Raw genomic sequence first — 16,394 nt, forward strand, 5'->3', positions numbered from 1 at the left:
GAAAGGACTTTTTCATGCTCACACGCACGGATATCGAGACAAATATGCTGCCCGTTCCCGGCTCGCCGCCTGTTCGCTGGCGATCTCGGAAGGTCTCGTGCCTTACGAACTGGCAATAGAAGAGATGGAACGCGAAGTTGCCGCCATAGCCAATGGCGAGGCCGACGAACTCGTGTGGCTTCTGGAGCACCCGCCACTCTACACGGCAGGCACCAGTGCCGATGTTGCCGACCTCATCGAGCCGGAGCGTTTTCCGGTCTTCGCCACCGGTCGCGGTGGCGAATATACCTATCACGGGCCGGGACAGCGCGTCGTTTACGTCATGCTCGACCTGAAACGCCGGCGCCAGGATGTCCGCGCCTATGTTGCCGCGCTGGAGAATGTCATCATCCGCACGCTCGACAAGATGAATGTCCGTGGCGAACGGCGCGAAGACCGGGTTGGCGTCTGGGTCAGGCGTCCGGAAAAACCCCTGCTTCCCGATGGTAGCATGGCCGAGGACAAGATCGCCGCGCTCGGCATCCGGTTGCGCAAATGGGTGAGCTTTCACGGGCTGTCGATCAATGTCGATCCCGACCTCGCGCATTTTTCCGGCATCGTTCCCTGCGGCATCAGCGCCTATGGCGTGACCAGCCTTGTCGATCTTGGATTGCCGGTTATGATCGGCGATGTCGATGTTCTGCTGCGAGAAGCCTTTGAGGAGGTCTTTGGCCCGGCAGTGCCCGAAGCCGGCTCCGGCGGCTGAAACCCGCCGCAACTTTTTTATCGCCTGCCAGTGCATGCAATATCGATCACCACAAGAGGAGGAACGACAATGTTCACAACGTCAGCCTATGCCTGCGATGACGGTTCTTCGCCGATGAAGCTCGCGACCATCAAGCGTCGCGATCCCGGCCCGCGCGATGTCGAAATCGAAATCGAGTTCTGTGGCGTCTGCCACTCCGATATCCATACGGCCCGCAGCGAATGGCCGGGTTCTCTCTACCCCTGCGTCCCCGGCCACGAAATCATCGGCCGCGTCGGTCGGGTGGGCGCGCAGGTCACGAAATTCAAGGCGGGTGACCGCGTCGGCGTCGGCTGTATCGTCGACAGCTGCCGTGAATGCGCAAGCTGCGCCGAAGGGCTGGAGCAATATTGCGAAAACGGCATGACCGGCACCTATAACTCGCCTGACAAGGCCATGGGCGGCGGCGCACATACGCTTGGTGGTTATTCTGCCCATGTGGTCGTCGATGATCGCTATGTGCTGCGGATCCCCGAAGGGCTCGATCCAGCAGCCGCAGCACCCCTGCTCTGCGCCGGCATAACCACCTATTCGCCGCTGCGGCACTGGAATGCAGGTCCCGGCAAGCGTATCGGCGTCGTCGGTCTCGGTGGCCTCGGCCATATGGCAGTCAAGATCGCCAATGCCATGGGCGCTACGGTCGTGATGATCACCACCTCCCCCGGCAAGGCAGAAGACGCGAAAAAGCTCGGTGCCCATGAGGTGATCGTTTCACGCGATGCCGACCAGATGAAGAAAGCGGCTTCCAGCCTCGATCTTATCATCGACGCGGTTGCCGCCGACCACGACATCAACGCCTATCTTGCGTTGCTGAAGCGGGATGGCGCACTGGTGCAGGTCGGAGCGCCTGAGAAGCCGCTATCGGTGCACGCATTCAGCCTCATCCCCGGCCGCAAGACCTTCGCCGGCTCGATGATTGGCGGCATTCCCGAAACCCAGGAAATGCTGGATTTCTGCGCCGAAAAAGGCATCGCCGCCGAAATCGAGATGATCAATATCGATCAGATCAATGAGGCTTATGAACGCATGATAAAAAGCGATGTGCGTTATCGCTTCGTCATTGATATGAAGAGCCTGCCACGCCAGAAGGCCGCCTGACCTCGTCGAGGGGGAGCGCCCTCTGGCGCTCCCGTTTCCTCGTCGGACCTTTTGGTTGAAAGCGCAGCCCTACCCATGACCAGCCAGACCGGTTTGAACGATGTCGCCAAGGGCATGATGATCATGGCGGGCTGCATGTTCGTGCTGCCCGTCATGGATGCCATCGCCAAATACATGGCGGTGAGCGGCGGAATGTCACCGGCGCAGGTCACTTTCTACCGCTTCTTTTTCCAGCTTCTGTGCACCCTGCCCCTGCTGCTGCTGGTCTCACCCAAAGCGCTGTTCAGCGCCAGACGACCGTGGATGAACTGCCTGCGCGGCGTGCTGCATGCCAGTGCCAGCCTGATGTTCTTCGCCGCCGTCAAATACATGCCACTTGCCGATGTCTTTGCCATCTATTTCGTCGAGCCATTCATGCTGACGATGATGTCGGCCCTCTTCCTCGGCGACAGGGTCGGCTGGAAACGCTGGACAGCGATTGCGGTGGGTTTCGGCGGCGCTCTGATCGTCATTCAGCCGAGTTTTGAGAATTTCGGCTGGACATCGCTCCTGCCCGTCGCCTGCGCATTTCTCTACACGCTCTACCTGTTCCTTAACCGCGCCATCGGCGATGCCGACAGTCCGCTTGTCATGCAGACCATGTCCGGCATTGCCGGCACGGTGTTCATGGCGGCAGCCCTTCTGGCCGGCGACGCCTACGGTGACAAGGATTTCGCGATCTCGCTTCCGCAATCCGGCTTCACCCTCACCCTGCTCATCGTGTTAGGGTCGATATCCGGCTATATGCATCTCCTGATCGTCAGGGCCTTCAGGCTGGCGCCGCTGTCGCTTCTGGCACCATTCCAGTATTTCGAAATCATCTCGGCGACGGTTCTCGGTTATGCGCTGTTTTCGGATTTTCCGACGCCATCGAAATGGCTCGGCATCCTCATCATCGTTGCATCCGGCCTTTTCATCATCTGGCGCGAGCGTGTGCAGACGGAAGCGAACCCGCCGCTCGACGGACAATGACGCCCAGAACGCTTTCAGGCGCCCGAGGGCTGCGGTCCTTCGTCGTGATGGTCCTGCGCCTCCACAAGGCTACCGAGCAGCCACAGCGAAACCTCGGCGGCCTCTCCGGCGGATTTGAAGCGGTATGAGCCGCTATATTTCGGCGTATCGAAAAACGTGACGACGAAACCGTCACCGCTTTCCAGACTCTCGACCCTTATCCGCTCGGGATCGATCATCAGGCACACATAATGGGATCCCATATTGCGCATGAAGCCGGCCTTGTTGTCGTGCAGCCGCACGAAGGCTGCGCCGCCATCCACCGTCATATGCAGGCTTCTGATCGCCTCGGTGGGAAACGCGCGGGCAAAATCCATGATCGCCTGCCCCACATCGTGGTTATTGTCCTCATCCGTTGCCCGTGTCATGCGCCAGGCATAAACAGCGAAGACCGCAAGCAGCACGAAAACGATTATCCAGACCGCCATATTCATGCGGGAAGGCTCCCTCAGCACCGAAACATCGCGATTCGCGGATCGAAACGATGCGAACCCGGCTCAAGCTCTTAAACACCGAGGCTTGCGTGAAGTATGGCTCTTCCTGCCTCGACGCGAAAATTGCTCCGATCTGTCTGCGCGATGTGCAGTTCGAGCAATCAGAAACGCTTGAGGAAAGACGCCTTTGCCAGCAGCCATTGCCGGCGAAGCTGCGACAGTTGCACTTCGCCTTCAAACACGCCCGCTCCCGCCTTTCTGGCAGCGGCGATGACCGGGCCGGACAAGGCAACGGGAAGATAGGCCGCAAAGACATTCCGGGACATCTTGGCGCGTCTCGCCTTCTCGATGTGATCAAGCGCGTGCGTTGCAAAAATCTCGATGGCGATGCCGATGCGTTGTTTGTCGTCGCCTTCCAGAAACGTCTCGCGATCAAGCCCGGCAGCCGCAAGCATATCCGCGGGGATATAGACCTGCCCACGACGACGGTGCAGCGGCATCAGCATTAGAATGCCGGCCATAGCCTGCGCAACCCCCGCATGTCCCGCAGCTTCCGCACTTGCTGGAGTGTCTTCCGGCGAAAGCACAAGGCTCGCCAGCTGGATCAATGCCGAGGCGGTCTCCCCCGCATAGCCTTCGAGCGCGTTACGATCCACGAACAGATCGTCATAAAGATCGAAGATGCGCGCCTCGATCATATTGGCAAGAACCGGTCGCGGCAGGCGATATTGCTCGATCGCCAACAAAAGAGCGGCAGCAACGGGGTGAGACTGGCTGTCCCCATGCGCATTGCCATCAAGGAGATCGCGCCACCATTGCATACGAACTTCGCCAGGCAGCGCCTCGCGCACGGAATCGCGGATTCGGGCAATTTCGGCATTGAAGGCATAAAGCGCGGCAAGCGCTGCGCGCTTGTCGGCCGGAGACAGAAGGCACGCGAGATAGCGGTCGCGATCGGTGTCGCGCAGCGTCGCGAGGCAGACGTCTAGATTCTCTGTGGGTGCCATGTTTCCCCGCGCGAAACGTCCTGTCAGCCTTCGACGGCAATCAGCGCCGCAGCCACGGCGCGCGATTCCGAAAGCATGATATTATAGGTGCGCACGGCAGCACCCGTGCTCATCGGATCGACCGAAATGCCCGCTTGCCTGAAGGCTTCGCGCAATTCCTTCGGCAAGACCCGCATGCCATCACCCGTGCCGATCAAAAGCACCTCGATATCCTGCGCATCAGCCAGAACCTTGTCGAAATGCTCAAGCGTCAATTCTTTCACATCAACCGGGCTCCAGCCGTGAATGCCGGAAGGCAACAACAGGAGAGAGCCGCGGTGCGACATGTCTGCAAAACGGAAACCGCCATTGCCATAGGCATCGATGGGCGCCCGGCCGGGAAAATGGGCCGGGCGTATTTCAATCCCGCCGGCCATCAGACGGCAGGCTTGCCGCCAATGGCATTGCCGGACTTCTCATCCTTCTCGTCTTCCGCATCCTTGCTGTCGGGACGCAGCTTGAAGGCGATCAGCACCGGAGCCGCTATATAGACCGAGGAGAACACGCCGATACCGACGCCGAACAACATGGCGAAGGTGAATGAACGGATGACCTCGCCACCGAACAGATACAGTGCCAGCAGTGCCAGAAGCACGGTCAGACCAGTAAGGATCGTGCGCGAAAGGGTCTGGTTCAGCGAGACGTCGATGATCATCGAAAGTGGCATCTTCTTGTATCGCCGGAGGTTTTCACGGACACGGTCGTAGATGACCACCGTATCGTTCAGCGAATAACCGATAATCGTCAAGATCGCCGCGATACTGGTCAGGTTGAACTCTATACCCAGGAAGACGAACAGGCCGATGGTGAAGACCACGTCGTGCACCATCGAGATGACCGCACCCAGTGCAAACTGCCACTCGAAGCGAACCCAGATGTAGATCATGATCGCCGCCATGGCGAGCACAACGCCGATCGTGGAGGTCACGGTCAGGTCACCGGACACGGCCGGACCAACGACTTCCACGCGACGGAAATCATACTTGTCCTGCAACTCGCCGCGCACCAGGGTGATTGCCGACTGCTCGGCATTTTCGCCGCCGTCCTGCGCCTGAATGCGGATGAGAACGTCCTGCGGCGTGCCGAAATTCTGTGCCTGGATTTCACCGAGGTTCAGCTGGTTCAGACGCTCGCGAATATCTGCGAGATCGGCCTCACCCTGCTTGGCGCGCACTTCGATAACCGAGCCGCCCTGGAAATCGATGCCGAGGTTCAGGCCCTTGGCCACGAAGCCACCGACGCAGGCGAGCATGATCACACCGGTGATCATGAAAACTACACGGCGATAACGCATGAACGGAATGTCGCGACCGTCGAACATGGCGGTGCGTACACCCTTCGGCAGATGTTTCGGACGGCTGCGGCGAACCCAGTAGCCAAACATCCAGGCCGTCAGCGTATAGGCCGTGAAGACGGTGGTGATGATACCGACCGCAAGCGTAACGGCAAAGCCCTTGACCGGACCCGTGCCCATGTAGAACAGCACGCTTGCAACGATCAGCGTCGTCAGGTTGGCGTCGATAATGGTCGCAAAGGCGCGTGTGAAACCATTATCCAGTGACTGGATCAGCGGTTTTCCGCTCTTCACCTCTTCGCGTATTCGCTCGTAGATCAGAACGTTGGAGTCCACCGCCATACCGATCGTCAAGACGATACCCGCAATACCGGGCAAGGTGAGCGTAGATCCGATCACACTGAGGACGGCGATCAGCATGACCACGTTGACGATGAGGGCGATGTTCGCAAGCAGGCCGAAGAAGCCATAAAAGACGAACATGAAGATGAGGACGCCGACGGCGCCGATGGCGCTTGCCGTGAGGCCGGCGGTGATGGAGTCGTTACCAAGGCTCGGACCGACGGTGCGTTCCTCAACCACGGTCAGCGTGGCCGGAAGTGCGCCCGCACGCAGCAGGACTGCAAGGTCGTTGGCGCCCTGAACCGAGAAACTGCCGGAAATCTGTCCCGAACCGCCGATGATCGGCTCACGGATGACAGGTGCGGAAATGACCTGATTGTCGAGCACGATGGCGAAAGGCTTGCCGACATTCTGCTGCGTCGCCTGCGCAAAGCGCTGCGCACCGCGGCTGTCGAAACGGAAGGTGACGACGGGTTCGTTGGTCTGCTGGTTGAAGCTTGCCTGCGCATCGACGAGGTTGTCGCCGGAAACGAGCGCGCGGCGTTCCACCAGATAGGGAACCGGCGGATCGTCCTGCGAATAAAGAACCTCTGAGGTCGCGGGCGGACGGCCATTCATCGCTTCCTGCACCGGCATGGTGGTATCGACCATGCGGAAGGACAGCTTTGCCGTCTGGTTGAGAAGCGATTTCAGGCGCTGCGGATCCTGGAGGCCCGGCACCTGTACGATGATGCGGTCGGAACCCTGACGCTGGATGAGAGGTTCGGTGGTGCCGACTTCGTCAACGCGGCGGCGCACGACTTCGATGGACTGCGACACGGCCGAGGACAGGCGATAATCCACGCCTTCATCGGTCAGGTTGAGCCGCAGCAGATTGTCGCCGCCGTCGTTCATCGTCACTTCTGTGATGGAACCGCCGACCAGCGTTCCGGCGGACACCGGCTGCGTCAGGTCGCGAAGCGCGGTTTTCGCCGCTTCATATTGAGCGGGATCGCTGATGCGAACCTGGATCTGCTGGCCGTTGCCGGTAAGCCCCGAATAGCGGATGTTGGCGTCGCGAAGCTGCGTGCGCACGTCACCCACGATCGTTTCAAGCCGTTCCTTGACGATGTCGGAACGCTCGATCTTGAGCATGATGTGCGAGCCGCCCTGAAGGTCGAGACCGAGCGTTACCTTGTTGTCCTTGTACCAGGCAGGCATGCCCTCCAGCTGTTTGTCCGAAAACAGGTTGGGAGATGCGATGAAGACGCTTGCCAGCACAAGCAACCAGATAAAGACTGTTTTCCAACGGGAAAAATGAAGCATTTCGATCTCGGTCAGGGTTGGGGTTGCGCGATGCGCAACCCGTCAAATTCGGAAGCGGACGTTCAATTATCCGGCAGGATCAGGAAGCGGCTTCCGTCTTGACCACTTCGCCCTTCACGCGCACTTCGGCAATGTAAGCACGAGCGGCACGGATTTTCACGCCTTCGGCGATTTCGACTTCGAGTTCATTGTCGTCGATGACCTTGGTCACCTTGCCAACGATGCCGCCACCAAGAACGACCTGATCGCCACGGCGAATATTGGTCAACGTTTCCTGACGCTTCTTCATCTGCGCGCGCTGCGGGCGAATGAGGAAAAAGTACCAGACCACCATAAGCGGTGCAAACAGGAAAAGCATCTCAAGGCCGGAACCGAATGCAGACGCGCCGCCCGCCGTGTCCTGGGCAAAAGCTTGACTAATGAACATATAAAACTCCTCAACGATTACAGCACGACCTCGTATGCCGCCCCAGCTTTCAAGCCGCCGGAATATAGTGGGGAACGCCGGGAATGCAACAGATGCAGAAGCCACGCCGTACCGATTCCGGACCTCTTAACCTTTATGGGCCTGAAACGCCATGCTAGGCCGGGTTGAAAACATCGTTATGAACATCGGATAAGCGGAAGAAGCACCATGATTCGAGAAGAGACGGCCACCCTGCTTCTTGCCGAACTGCGCCGGCTTAACGTCGCCATGGAACGGCTGGCAGGCCCGGCACCTGCCGTGAACGACTGGAATGCGGCGGATTGCTTTGTCTGGACGCCGGTCAATTCCTTTCTGCAGCCGGTCTCGCGTCCGAACCGCATTGCGCTGAAACTCATTCGCGGCGTCGATCATGTGCGCGATATCCTGCACGAGAACACACTGCGTTTTGCCGATGGTTTTCCCGCCAACAACGTGCTGCTCTGGGGCGCACGCGGCATGGGCAAATCCTCGCTGGTCAAGGCCGTTCACGAAGATGTGCGCGCCGCAAGCGGCGTTCCCTTGAAGCTGGTCGAGGTGCATCGCGAAGATATCCACACCCTGCCCGCCTTGCTGGATATATTGAAAGCTTCCGGCGAACGCGTCATCGTCTTCTGCGACGACCTCTCCTTCGATCACGACGACACGGCCTACAAGTCGCTGAAGGCAGCCCTCGATGGCGGCGTAGAGGGGCGTCCGGACAATGTGCTGTTCTATGCCACGTCCAACCGCCGTCATCTTCTGCCGCGCCACATGATGGAGAACGAGCAATCGACCGCCATCAACCCTTCGGAAGCTGTTGAGGAAAAGGTCTCGCTCTCGGACCGCTTCGGCCTGTGGCTCGGCTTCCACAAATGCGGCCAGGAAGACTATCTGACGATGATTGACAGCTATGCCGAACATTTCGATCTCGGCCTTGATCGCGAAACCCTGCATCACGAGGCGCTGGAATGGGCGACCACGCGCGGCGGCCGCTCCGGTCGCGTCGCCTGGCAATATATTCAGGATGCCGCCGGGCGCCTGAGAAAATCGATCGACAGATAACGCCACCGTGACATCTGGCGAGAGCCGGTGTCGTTGCGGCTATAGGCGTTGTCGTATTCCCGACCGCCACATCGCCCGCCAAATGGTTTGCTGCACATATCCGGCATAATGCCGGGTATCTGCGGCGGGCGGTGATCAAGAGGCAGGCGACGTTTGTCCAGACGCGCCGATTGTTCTTCTTTCCATCCCTTCGCCGATTGAGATTCCACGCGAGCCGCATACGGGTCCGCGCATGAGTTTTGACGATATCCTGTCCGCGGAGGAGCGGGCCGGTATTGGTGTTCAACCCAAGGAGGAGATGGATATGAGCAAAAACAGAGGCGTCGTCTATTTGCGCCCCGGCCAGGTCGAGGTCCGCGACATCGATGATCCGAAGCTGGAGGCGCCGGATGGCCGCCGTATCGAGCACGGTGTCATTCTCAAGGTTATTTCTACGAATATCTGCGGTTCGGACCAGCATATGGTGCGCGGCCGCACCTCGGCGATGCCCGGCCTCGTCCTTGGCCATGAGATCACCGGCGAAGTCATTGAAAAAGGCGTCGACGTCGAGATGCTTGATATCGGCGATATCGTCTCGGTGCCGTTCAACGTCGCCTGCGGTCGCTGCCGCTGCTGCAAGTCGCAGGATACCGGCGTGTGCCTGACGGTGAACCCCGCCCGTGCCGGCGGCGCCTACGGTTATGTCGATATGGGCGGCTGGATCGGCGGACAGGCCAGATACGTGACCATTCCCTATGCCGACTTCAACCTTCTGAAATTTCCCGACCGCGACAGGGCAATGTCCAAGATCCGCGACCTCACCATGCTCTCGGACATCCTGCCGACCGGCTTTCATGGCGCGGTCAAGGCCGGCGTCGGTGTCGGCTCCACGGTCTATGTCGCTGGCGCCGGTCCGGTCGGTCTGGCGGCTGCCGCGTCTGCCCGTATTCTCGGTGCCGCCGTCGTCATGATCGGTGATTTCAACAAGGATCGCCTTGCGCACGCCGCCAAGGTCGGCTTCGAGCCCATCGATCTTTCCAAGGGCGACCGGCTGGGCGACATGATTGCCGAGATCGTCGGCACCAACGAGGTCGACAGCGCCATCGATGCCGTCGGTTTCGAAGCGCGTGGCCATTCGGGCGGCGAACAGCCGGCCATCGTTCTCAACCAGATGATGGAAATCACCCGTGCCGCCGGCTCGATCGGCATTCCCGGCCTTTACGTCACCGAAGACCCAGGTGCGGTCGATGCCGCAGCAAAACAGGGTAGCCTGTCGCTTCGCTTCGGTCTCGGTTGGGCCAAGGCACAATCTTTCCATACCGGCCAGACGCCGGTGCTGAAATACAATCGCCAGCTCATGCAGTCGATCCTGCACGACCGCCTGCCCATTGCCGACATCGTCAACGCCAAGATCATCGCACTCGACGACGCCGTACAGGGATATGAAAGCTTCGACCAGGGTGCCGCAACCAAGTTCGTGCTCGATCCGCACGGCGATCTGCTGAAGTCGGCCTGATAACGGCGGCTTAAGACCCGCGAGATGGGAAACGCCCGCGATAGATATTGTCGCGGGCGTTTTTGCCAGCATTCACATTGTCACCATCAGGTGAAATCATGGATCAACTTCAAGCATCGCCTCCAGCTCGGAGGTGGCCAATGGTGAGAGATAGGGTCGAAACAGGCTGGACACCTGCCGAAGTCCCCAGTCCAGTTGCTGCGGCCCGAATTCGGTGACCCCTTCCTGAAGGTTGAGATAAGCCGCCCAATAGGTCGAGACGATCCATAGATTGGTAAGAAGGGCCGCCCGCTCGGTTTCTGGAATCTCTGCAAGCCCTGCCCTCTCCATCCGGCTGACGATATCATCAACGGCAAATCGCATTGCCGCGCTTATGCCGCGAACCGGCTCCACCAGCGCAGGTGCGGAGGAAAGAAGGCCGACAAGATCACGAAACAGGAAGCGGTAGTTCCACACCAGCGAAAACCAGAGCCGCAGAAAGCCAGCATATGTCGATGCGGCAACTTCGTCCTCTTCGTCGATCTTTGCGACAACCGCCAGCGCGTCGGTCTCGAACAGGGCAAACAGCGCCAGCACCAATGCCTCCTTGGTGCGGAAATGATAATAAAGATTACCCTCGTTGATATTCACTGCCCTTGCGATCTCGGCTGTGGTTACGTGATCAGGCCCCCTCTCGTTAAATAGTTGGAGTGCGGCAGCGATTATTCTCTGTCGTGTGGGGGAAGGACGCCCCGTCGATCGTCCGGCCTCGCTTTTCTTCATTGATATCGGACCCCGCTATTGAAACCTAAGGTGCACACCTTAAATGAATAAAATAAGGTACACACCTTAACAAATAAATTTGAGTGTTCAACGCGAATAAAGGACCTGTCCATGCCCGGAACCGACCTTCGCACCCCGCTCCCGGATACATCCGCTGCGGCACCCGTATCGAAATTCGCCACAGCACGTTTGGCCCTCTCACTCATCCGCAATCCGCTGAACGCATTGCCACCGGAGATTTTCTACGAACCGGCGGTGTTTATCCGTGTCGGCGGTACGATGCGCGTCCATCTTGCCGATCCTGTCCTTATTCATGAGGCCCTCGTCAAGAACGCTCATCTGCTCGGCAAGGGTGAGGACGTGCGCCGCGCGCTTGGCCCCGCTCTCGGACAGGGCCTTCTGACCGCCGATGGCGATCACTGGAAATGGCAACGGCAATCCGTTGCCGCCGCCTTCCGGCACGAAAAACTGCTGGAACTGCTACCCGTCATGATCGAGGCGGCGGAGCGAACCGGCAGACGCTGGCGCGGATCTCCTTTCGGTGACATCGATATCGGCCATGAAATGATGCGGACCACCTTCGACATCATCGTTGAGACCATGATGTCCGGCGGCCACGGGATCGATATCGGGCGCGTGGAGCAAAGCATCACCGACTATCTGAAACCGACAGGCTGGACCTTCGCGCTCGCCATGCTGGGCGCACCGGAATGGCTCCCTCACCCCGGTCGGCGCAAGGCCCGGGCCGCTGTCGGTTATCTGCGCTCCAGCCTGTCGACGGTGATTGCGGACCGGCGGCAGAACCCCGTCGAGAGAAACGATCTGGTGTCCATGCTACTTCAGGCGAAGGACCCCGAGACGGGACGCATGATGAGCGACAAGGAAATCATCGACAATCTGCTCACCTTCATCACCGCCGGTCACGAAACGACTGCGCTCGGTCTGGCATGGACGTTCAATCTGCTGTCGCAACACAGCGACGTGGAGCGGAAAGTCGTTGAGGAAATCGCAGCCGTCACGGGTGGAAATCCCGTCGCCGCCGAGCACATCGCCCAACTGACCTATACCAGACAGGTATTTTCCGAGGCGATGCGGCTTTACCCACCTGCCCCGGTGGTCACCCGCACGGCGTTGCAGGATTTCAAGCTCGGCGACCATGATATTCCTGCCGGAACCGTTCTTTATGTGCCGATCTACGCTGTCCACCGGCACACGGCGCTATGGGACGAACCGGAACGTTTCGACCCTTCCCGCTTCGAGCCGGAAAAGACCAAGGCGCGTCACCGTTACGCCTACATGCCCTTCGGTGCAGGTCCGCGTGTCTGCATCGGCAATGCATTTGCGATGATGGAGGCCGTGTCGATCCTGGCGGTGCTGTTGCAGAACGTCCATCTCGAAAACAGATCGGCAAGTCCGGCGGAGCCACTGATGAGGGTGACGTTGCGGCCGCAAAGCCGCTTGATGATGCGTATCACCGACCGCAAAAACAAATCGCCCGCGGCGTGAACCACCGCGGGCGACTATTAATCCGGGAAAACACCCGTCACCGGGCAGTGACGATCAGAGATCGACGTCGAGGATTGCCATGGAGAAGTTGTACGAGCGGTCGCCGTCCTCGTCATCGATGTAGACAACGCCAAGGAACTCTTCGCCAAGATACACTTCGGCGGAATCGTCCTTACGGGGACGCGCCTTCACAACCATCTTTTCATTGAAGGTGCGCTTGAAATAGGCGTCGAGTTTTTTGATTTCGTCGGCTTTCACCACTATTCTCCTGTGCGGTTCGGGTTGCGCCGCTTTTGGCATGGGACAAAGGCGAAAGTAAAGTGAAAGCGGCACATCGCCAATGTCTTTCACAGGCCATGTCTTTCACGCGGAGCCTTCCACACGGACGATTGAGGAAATATCGGACCCGTCAGATATCGGCTCCGATGACCTGATCCATCAGGCGCGAGGGTTCGGAACACCCTGCCTCTCCCACCACCCGCGCCGGCACACCGGCAACGGTGGTCTTCGGCGGGACCGGCTTCAGCACCACAGAACCGGCGGCGATGCGCGAGCAACTGCCGATCTCGATATTACCGAGGATTTTCGCGCCCGCTCCGATCATCACGCCATTGGCGATCTTCGGATGACGGTCCGCCCCCTCCTTGCCGGTGCCGCCAAGCGTCACGCCATGCAGGATGGAAACGTTGTCGCCGATAACGGCCGTCTCGCCGACCACAAGCCCGGTGGCATGATCGAGGAAGATGCCCTTGCCGATGCGTGCTGCCGGATTGATATCCGTCTGGAAAATGCTGGACGAGCGGCTTTGCAGATAAAGCGCCAGATCCCTGCGGCCCTTTTGCAGCAGCCAATGGGCAAGGCGATGCGTCTGGATGGCCTGAAACCCCTTGAAATAAAGGAGCGGCTCCATGAAGCGCGTGCAGGCCGGATCGCGATCGTAAACCGCCTGGATATCGACGCGCAGCACGCTGCCCCATTCGGGCCAGTCATCCAGCATGTCCTGAAAGGTCTGGCGCAGAAGAACGGCCTGCATATCGGGATGATCGAGGAGTTCACAGATGCGATAAATCACGCATTCTTCCAGAGACCGGTGATTGAGGATTGTCGAATAAAGGAAAGCCGAAAGCAGCGGGTCCTGCGCCACGGCGCTTCGCGCTTCATGCAGCAGGCTGCCCCAGATCGGATCGACGATCGCCAGCTGTTCCGGCTGACGGGCCTCGGTACGTGCGACCATGAATGGTCTCCTCGTTTGCAGTAGTCGTTCTTTATACAGAAAAAGACGTGCATAAGAAATGGGATTCGAATGACGACTTTAAAGGCGGCAAGGCTTCAGTTTTTCTTCATGCAGCATGAAAAACCGTTTCTTGCCGCCACCCATCAAAGGCTGCGGTAAAATTCCAGAACCGCCGCCTTGAACACCCGGTCGCCAACGGCCAGCATGTGGTCACGGCCGGGAATGTCGATAGCGCGCGCATGCGGCATGATCGCCGCAAGTTCGGCACCTGATCCGGCGATATCGTCATTGGTTCCGACCGCGATCAGCGTCGGCGCATCTATCTTTGCGGCCTGTTCGCGGCTGACGAGGACACGCGACGTCTCGATACAGGCGGCGAGTGCCAGCCGGTCGCTTTTCGTCTGGTCGGCAAAGGCGCGGAACATGCGGCCGCGCTCATGCGTGACGACATCGAGCGAGGGGGCCAGCAGCGCTTCGGCGATCGGATCCCAGTCGCCCACACCTTCCACCATGCCGATGCCAAGTCCGCCGAAAACCAGTGAGCGGACACGCTCCGGATGTGCCATCGCCAGAAAGGCCGAAATGCGTGCGCCCATGGAATAGCCCATCACATGAGCCTCCGCGATGCCGAGATGATTAAGCAGCGCCACCGCATCGCCGGCCATGACGGGCGGATAATAGGCTTGCGGATCATGCGGCTTGTCGCTTGCGCCATGGCCGCGATTGTCGATAGCAATCACCCGGTAACCGGCGTCACCAAGCGTTTTCAGCCAGCCTGGATGCACCCAGTTGACGTTGGCGCTGGAGGCAAAGCCGTGAATCAACAGAACCGGATCGCCCGCCGGATCACCCTCATCGAAATAGGCAAGGCGAAGGCCGTCATGGGAAAAATCGGAAAATTGCGGCATGTTGAGATTCATCAAGGACATCCTTTTTGCCGGACCATATGGCAGGAAATCGCAATTTTGAACATGTTTTCCTGACGATTTTTATGGAGATGCAATGCGTTTGAGGCTACATATCCGCAGCAATAAGCCCATGCTCGATGACGACCTGCGGCTTAACCACGATATTGCATTTGGAGACGAACATGGCCGGGCATTCCATTCCCCACTTCCAGAACGATGGCGGACACAGCGTGATCGAGATCGGCGTCAAGGAATTCATGTGCACCGGCGCTTCGGTGCCTTTCGATCATCCCCACATCTTCATCGACATGGGCGACGACAACGAGAAGGTCTGTTCCTATTGCTCCACCCTTTACCGCTACAATCCGTCGCTGAAGGCCGAGCAGACCAATCCTCCAGGCTGCGTCTTCCATGTGAAGGCCGCCTGACCTTCCACATTTCCTGATCGGGGCGCGACATGCCCATCAAATCCGTAGCCATCGTCGGTGCCGGCATCGCCGGTCTCACCGCAGCGCTCTCTTTTGCCCGCCAGGGCATCAGCTCTGACATCGTTGAACAGGCCGGCGAACTGACGGAAGTCGGTGCGGGCCTGCAAGTATCGCCCAATGCCGCCCGCATCCTTGCCGAACTCGGCGTGATGGCTGAGATAGAGGCGCGTTGGACCGAGCCGGTCAGTGTCGATCTGGCCGATGGCAAATCGCTTGCCACGTTGCTGTCCTTGCCCGTGGATGCGACGGCCCGCACACGCTGGGGCGCACCTTACGGCGTGCTGCATCGCTCGACGTTGCAAAACGCGCTTCTCAATGCGGTAACGCGCAATCCGCTCTGCCGCCTGCATCTTGGCAAACGTATCGAAAACGCGACGACAGACGTCATCGCTGCAACCACGTTCCGCGATCACGACCTGATCGTCGGCGCAGACGGTGTCTGGTCCGCGGCCCGTTTCGCTGTCCCCTCCGCCCCCACAGCCACCTTCTCCGGCAATATTGCCTGGCGCTTCACGGTCGCGGCAAAAGATGTGCCGTCAGCCATCAACAAAAGCGCCGTCACCGCCTATCTCGGTTCGGGTGGCCATATCGTCGCCTACCCGCTGAAGGAAGTCGGCGGCTTCAACATCGTCGCCATCGCGCTCGGCGCCGATCCCGGCGCAACATGGCGGGCGGAATCGAGCGGCCAACAGAAAGCCATGCTGCTCGCGCAGTTTCGCGGCTGGAGCCCGGATATCGTTCGGCTGCTGGCATCGTCGGAAAATCCGACCTTCTGGCCACTTTATCAGGCCGGTCCCGGACGCTGGCACAATAGTCGCGATACGGTGCTGATCGGCGACGCTGCCCACGCGATGATGCCCTTTGCCGCACAGGGGGCGGCGATGGCCATCGAGGATGCATTTGAACTGGCGGGCACATTGACCGGAACATCCCTGCCCGTACCACAGGCCCTTGCCGCCTTCGAAGCCCTGCGTCTGCCGCGCATAGAAAAGGCCCGCAAGCGGGCCTCTCTCAATCGTTTCGCCTATCACGCCACAGGCCCGGTTCGGCTTGCCCGGGACTTCGTCTTCTCGACACGTCCGAGGGAAGCCTTCCTGAAGGACTTCGACTGGCTATACGGCTACCGCGCCAAAGGCTGAGG

16 protein-coding genes and 1 pseudogene are annotated in these 16,394 nt (G+C 59.4%); 8 read left to right on the forward strand and 9 right to left on the reverse strand.

Features of this window, described 5'->3' with window-relative positions; genetic code table 11:
- Positions 1-14: 14 nt before the first annotated feature.
- The 3 genes and pseudogenes from lipB (at position 15) to RBH71_RS20010 (ending at position 2,893) form a co-directional block, all read left to right on the forward strand.
- Positions 15-745: pseudogene (gene lipB / locus RBH71_RS20000) on the forward strand (lipoyl(octanoyl) transferase LipB).
- Between the two features lie 69 nt (positions 746-814).
- A complete protein-coding gene (locus RBH71_RS20005) occupies positions 815-1,882 on the forward strand; it encodes an NAD(P)-dependent alcohol dehydrogenase (protein WP_003515339.1) in 1,068 nt (355 codons plus the stop codon).
- Between the two features lie 75 nt (positions 1,883-1,957).
- Positions 1,958-2,893 (forward strand): DMT family transporter, encoded by a 936-nt coding sequence (locus RBH71_RS20010; protein ID WP_162632360.1) that lies wholly within the window; start codon positions 1,958-1,960, stop codon positions 2,891-2,893.
- Between the two features lie 14 nt (positions 2,894-2,907).
- Here the strand turns inward: RBH71_RS20010 and RBH71_RS20015 are convergent, their stop codons facing one another.
- The 5 genes from RBH71_RS20015 to yajC form a co-directional block, all read right to left on the reverse strand.
- Positions 2,908-3,366 (reverse strand): hypothetical protein, encoded by a 459-nt coding sequence (locus tag RBH71_RS20015; protein ID WP_003515343.1) that lies wholly within the window; start codon positions 3,364-3,366, stop codon positions 2,908-2,910.
- 161 nt (positions 3,367-3,527) lie between these two features.
- Positions 3,528-4,373 (reverse strand): phytoene/squalene synthase family protein, encoded by an 846-nt coding sequence (locus tag RBH71_RS20020; RefSeq protein ID WP_003515344.1) that lies wholly within the window; start codon positions 4,371-4,373, stop codon positions 3,528-3,530.
- 23 nt (positions 4,374-4,396) lie between these two features.
- On the reverse strand, positions 4,397-4,789 hold the full coding sequence (locus RBH71_RS20025) for an Mth938-like domain-containing protein (protein ID WP_003515346.1): 393 nt from the start codon (positions 4,787-4,789) through the stop codon (positions 4,397-4,399).
- Positions 4,789-7,353, reverse strand: a complete 2,565-nt coding sequence (gene secDF / locus RBH71_RS20030; protein ID WP_003515348.1) for a protein translocase subunit SecDF — start codon at positions 7,351-7,353, stop codon at positions 4,789-4,791. Before secDF ends, RBH71_RS20025 begins: the two co-directional genes overlap by 1 nt.
- 79 nt (positions 7,354-7,432) lie before the next feature.
- A complete protein-coding gene (yajC, locus tag RBH71_RS20035; protein ID WP_003515350.1) occupies positions 7,433-7,780 on the reverse strand; it encodes a preprotein translocase subunit YajC in 348 nt (115 codons plus the stop codon).
- A 207-nt stretch (positions 7,781-7,987) separates the two neighbouring features.
- On the opposite strand from yajC, the gene RBH71_RS20040 reads away from it, so the two are divergent.
- Together RBH71_RS20040 and fdhA are read left to right on the forward strand one after the other, a co-directional pair.
- On the forward strand, positions 7,988-8,860 hold the full coding sequence (locus tag RBH71_RS20040; protein ID WP_003515351.1) for an ATP-binding protein: 873 nt from the start codon (positions 7,988-7,990) through the stop codon (positions 8,858-8,860).
- 304 nt (positions 8,861-9,164) lie between these two features.
- Entirely contained in the window at positions 9,165-10,355 is a 1,191-nt protein-coding gene (fdhA, locus tag RBH71_RS20045; protein WP_003515352.1) for a formaldehyde dehydrogenase, glutathione-independent, read from the forward strand.
- A gap of 96 nt (positions 10,356-10,451) precedes the next feature.
- On the opposite strand, the gene RBH71_RS20050 is transcribed toward fdhA, so the two are convergent.
- On the reverse strand, positions 10,452-11,117 hold the full coding sequence (locus RBH71_RS20050; protein WP_080580965.1) for a TetR/AcrR family transcriptional regulator: 666 nt from the start codon (positions 11,115-11,117) through the stop codon (positions 10,452-10,454).
- Between the two features lie 111 nt (positions 11,118-11,228).
- On the opposite strand from RBH71_RS20050, the gene RBH71_RS20055 reads away from it, so the two are divergent.
- Positions 11,229-12,623, forward strand: a complete 1,395-nt coding sequence (locus tag RBH71_RS20055; RefSeq protein WP_323687465.1) for a cytochrome P450 — start codon at positions 11,229-11,231, stop codon at positions 12,621-12,623.
- A gap of 54 nt (positions 12,624-12,677) precedes the next feature.
- Here the strand turns inward: RBH71_RS20055 and RBH71_RS20060 are convergent, their stop codons facing one another.
- From RBH71_RS20060 to RBH71_RS20070, 3 genes are all read right to left on the reverse strand, one after another.
- The gene (locus RBH71_RS20060; protein WP_003515356.1) at positions 12,678-12,881 is read right to left on the reverse strand and encodes a DUF3126 family protein; all 204 of its coding nucleotides are present in this window, start codon (positions 12,879-12,881) and stop codon (positions 12,678-12,680) included.
- 151 nt (positions 12,882-13,032) lie between these two features.
- Positions 13,033-13,857 (reverse strand): serine O-acetyltransferase, encoded by an 825-nt coding sequence (cysE, locus tag RBH71_RS20065; RefSeq protein ID WP_003515358.1) that lies wholly within the window; start codon positions 13,855-13,857, stop codon positions 13,033-13,035.
- A 143-nt stretch (positions 13,858-14,000) separates the two neighbouring features.
- Positions 14,001-14,777: an alpha/beta fold hydrolase gene (locus RBH71_RS20070; RefSeq protein ID WP_025593509.1), complete on the reverse strand. Its 777-nt coding sequence runs from the start codon at positions 14,775-14,777 to the stop codon at positions 14,001-14,003.
- Positions 14,778-14,947: 170 nt separating this feature from the next.
- Here RBH71_RS20070 and RBH71_RS20075 point away from each other — a divergent pair, with 170 nt between their 5' ends.
- Positions 14,948-15,193: a zinc-finger domain-containing protein gene (locus RBH71_RS20075; protein ID WP_003495891.1), complete on the forward strand. Its 246-nt coding sequence runs from the start codon at positions 14,948-14,950 to the stop codon at positions 15,191-15,193.
- Between the two features lie 29 nt (positions 15,194-15,222).
- A complete protein-coding gene (locus RBH71_RS20080; protein ID WP_003515362.1) occupies positions 15,223-16,392 on the forward strand; it encodes an FAD-dependent monooxygenase in 1,170 nt (389 codons plus the stop codon).
- Positions 16,393-16,394: the final 2 nt, after the last annotated feature.

The organism is Rhizobium sp. AN68, assembly GCF_030758035.1.
GTDB lineage: Bacteria > Pseudomonadota > Alphaproteobacteria > Rhizobiales > Rhizobiaceae > Agrobacterium > Agrobacterium tumefaciens.

Bases quoted from the DNA above. Each gene is read 5' to 3' on its own strand.
- RBH71_RS20005 (WP_003515339.1), top strand. From the start codon at position 815: ATGTTCACAACGTCAGCCTATGCCTGCGATGACGGTTCTTCGCCGATG.
- RBH71_RS20010 (WP_162632360.1), top strand. From the start codon at position 1,958: ATGACCAGCCAGACCGGTTTGAACGATGTCGCCAAGGGCATGATGATC.
- RBH71_RS20015 (WP_003515343.1), bottom strand. From the start codon at position 3,366: ATGAATATGGCGGTCTGGATAATCGTTTTCGTGCTGCTTGCGGTCTTC.
- RBH71_RS20020 (WP_003515344.1), bottom strand. From the start codon at position 4,373: ATGGCACCCACAGAGAATCTAGACGTCTGCCTCGCGACGCTGCGCGAC.
- RBH71_RS20025 (WP_003515346.1), bottom strand. From the start codon at position 4,789: ATGGCCGGCGGGATTGAAATACGCCCGGCCCATTTTCCCGGCCGGGCG.
- secDF (WP_003515348.1), bottom strand. From the start codon at position 7,353: ATGCTTCATTTTTCCCGTTGGAAAACAGTCTTTATCTGGTTGCTTGTG.
- yajC (WP_003515350.1), bottom strand. From the start codon at position 7,780: ATGTTCATTAGTCAAGCTTTTGCCCAGGACACGGCGGGCGGCGCGTCT.
- RBH71_RS20040 (WP_003515351.1), top strand. From the start codon at position 7,988: ATGATTCGAGAAGAGACGGCCACCCTGCTTCTTGCCGAACTGCGCCGG.
- fdhA (WP_003515352.1), top strand. From the start codon at position 9,165: ATGAGCAAAAACAGAGGCGTCGTCTATTTGCGCCCCGGCCAGGTCGAG.
- RBH71_RS20050 (WP_080580965.1), bottom strand. From the start codon at position 11,117: ATGAAGAAAAGCGAGGCCGGACGATCGACGGGGCGTCCTTCCCCCACA.
- RBH71_RS20055 (WP_323687465.1), top strand. From the start codon at position 11,229: ATGCCCGGAACCGACCTTCGCACCCCGCTCCCGGATACATCCGCTGCG.
- cysE (WP_003515358.1), bottom strand. From the start codon at position 13,857: ATGGTCGCACGTACCGAGGCCCGTCAGCCGGAACAGCTGGCGATCGTC.
- RBH71_RS20070 (WP_025593509.1), bottom strand. From the start codon at position 14,777: ATGAATCTCAACATGCCGCAATTTTCCGATTTTTCCCATGACGGCCTT.
- RBH71_RS20075 (WP_003495891.1), top strand. From the start codon at position 14,948: ATGGCCGGGCATTCCATTCCCCACTTCCAGAACGATGGCGGACACAGC.
- RBH71_RS20080 (WP_003515362.1), top strand. From the start codon at position 15,223: ATGCCCATCAAATCCGTAGCCATCGTCGGTGCCGGCATCGCCGGTCTC.